The sequence below is a fragment of the Rhodopirellula maiorica SM1 genome, from assembly GCF_000346295.1.
GTDB classification, from domain to species: Bacteria; Planctomycetota; Planctomycetia; order Pirellulales; family Pirellulaceae; genus Novipirellula; species Novipirellula maiorica.
Map to the genome: position 1 here is coordinate 1 of NZ_ANOG01001030.1, position 1,410 is coordinate 1,410.

The following is a 1,410-nucleotide window of genomic DNA, read 5'->3' on the forward strand; positions in this document are numbered from 1 at the left end:
CGCCAAGACTTTTGTGGGATAAGCTTCCAGCTTGTCATCGTGCTGGTGACGTCCGGGGATCCACGGCGTAATGATCGCGGAGCGATCAACGACAATGTCTTGTCGATTTTGGTCGTTTGGCAGTCAGCCGAATGCGTGCTCACATCCGTTAGCGTACGCCCAATCCCATCGACTTTGTCACTTAACGAGTGGCGTTTGTAGCGGTGCGGCGCAAGCCGCCCGGACCAAAGCCGAACGTTTTACTCGCCTCAACCGGACGGCTCGCGCCGTGCCGCTACCAAAGTAGATGGCATTGGGCGTACGCCTATCGGCTAACGGTTAAGCGAAGAGCCCCAGAGTCAGATAAATCAACAAGTCGTCAAGGCTTTCTTCCGCATTGCAAGAATACAGGGAAACCGACGAGCGGAGTCGTCGGGCGACATTGCGACACCGATCCGGCAGGATGCAATTCTGACGGGAAATTCGTTGCCGCCGCAGGTACCGAGGCGTTGTAACGCTGTGGTTGGTTCAGAGCGGACAAGGTTGTTCAGGCCCCAGGCGGCGTTCGCTGTGTAGTCGCTGGTCATTCTGGTGCCGCTCGGTCTATGTCAGGGGCTGATGTAGCATCGGGTGCGATCATGCGTGTCTGTAGAGCGGGTGGGCTTCGGTAATGTCCCGTCCCCCTGTCTGCCGTGAGTCCCCCTGTTTTGAGTGGGTGGCAGTGGTGCCTGCCCCATGTGGAGTTGGTTGCGTTGGCAACAAGGGGGTGAGTGATGGTCAAGTTAGACGGATTTAAATTGTAGATGGCTGTTTTGCTGATGCTTCTAACTTCGCGGCACCACGGGTGTGATAAGTTGTTTCCACCTTGTTGATCGCGTTGGTAACGCACCGATGCATCTGTGGTGGGGGAGCGTTTTGTCCTTGTTTTAACAGGCTTTTGCTCGGATGCGTGCGGTTGTGTGCATTTGTTGTCGCAGTGTGAGGGCGCGGGGTGTGCCATTCCCCGCTGTTTTGATGGGGCGGTGGTTTTGTCGGTGAAAGAATGAAAAAACCTGTTGCATTGGGTTGGGCATGGAGTTGAAACCAGAGCTATAGGAGCTAGACTCTGGCTACTCTATAGAGTCGGGCTTGGCCCCTTCTATTGCTCTCCCCTTCCCTCCTGCCTCTTTTGGAAATGGTCATGAAGATCCATTCGTTCGTCGCCGCTTGCGTGGTGACTGCTCATTGTTTCGTGTTGTCGTTACAGCATGTCTCAGCGGGGTTTACTCCCTTTGTGATTCGTGGCACCCCAAGTGTGACTAGCTTGCCCGGTGGTGGGTCAGAGATCGTGATTACCGTCGGTGGCCAAAAGGCGGCGTTGGGGTCGTCGGATCTAGATGGTCAGTTGCTTGGCGATATTACCACGCTGAAGATTGATCGGCTTGATGATGC

2 protein-coding genes are annotated in these 1,410 nt (G+C 55.2%); both read left to right on the forward strand.

Annotated elements, in window-relative coordinates:
• Positions 1–201 (forward strand): hypothetical protein (locus tag RMSM_RS43220; RefSeq protein WP_040770830.1); only part of this gene is annotated, 201 nt, incomplete at its 5' end.
• A 958-nt stretch (positions 202–1,159) separates the two neighbouring features.
• The coding region (locus RMSM_RS33340; protein WP_040770832.1) for a hypothetical protein at positions 1,160–1,410 on the forward strand (251 nt) is incomplete at its 3' end.